1 pseudogene is annotated in these 726 nt (G+C 63.8%); it reads right to left on the reverse strand.

Annotated features, from left to right (window positions below):
- Positions 1 to 726, reverse strand: a pseudogene (locus JWJ90_RS22825) (phage tail sheath C-terminal domain-containing protein); the annotation flags it as partial.

The raw sequence follows: 726 nt of genomic DNA on the forward strand, positions 1-726 counted from the left end.
CGCCGCAGGGCGGCACCAGCTTCTTGCGCGAGTTGACCGGATCGCTGATCTCCAGCCAGGGGTAGTAGAGCGCCGCGTAGGAGGAGTTGAAGGCCGCGTGGCTGTACATCCCTTGTCCCTTGCGGAAATCTACCGCTTCGAGCGGCTCCAGGTGCATGGGCGTGTCGGCGATGAACAGCAGATCCTTGCGCCCCTCGGCATAGGCGATTCCGGCGTTGATCACCGGCACCGTCGTGACGCCGGGGACCATCAGCAGGTTCAGGGCGTCGATCTCGTCAAAGCCATAGAGGCCGGTATGCTGCGAGGGATCGCCGATGAAGTCCGCATCGGCCAGATCGGTCAGTCCATTGTCGCCGCCGCCGAGCGTGAACACGCCCAAGGCCGGACGGTCGCTGGGCGTTCCCATTGCTGCGGCCAGATCCTGGACCAAGATGAAATCCGAGCGGTCGTTGATCGCCAGCTCCACATGGTTCGGCAGCGTCTCGTCCATGCTCAGATCCTTGAACACCTCGACCACATCGCCTTTGTGCCGGACCACCAGGTTGAAATGGTTGGCCGGATCGAGAGAACCGTCCTCGATGGAGATGGAGAGTCGGTCGCCCCAGACGCCTTCGTTCACGGCCTCGATCCGCAGGGCGTCGGCGGGCGTCGCCTCCCGGTTCTGCAGCACGATGGAAGATTTGAGCGCCGTCAGGGTGTCCCGGTCGGTGGAGTCGGTGAGATGGG

It is taken from the genome of Desulfobulbus rhabdoformis, assembly GCF_016919065.1.
GTDB lineage: Bacteria > Desulfobacterota > Desulfobulbia > Desulfobulbales > Desulfobulbaceae > Desulfobulbus > Desulfobulbus rhabdoformis.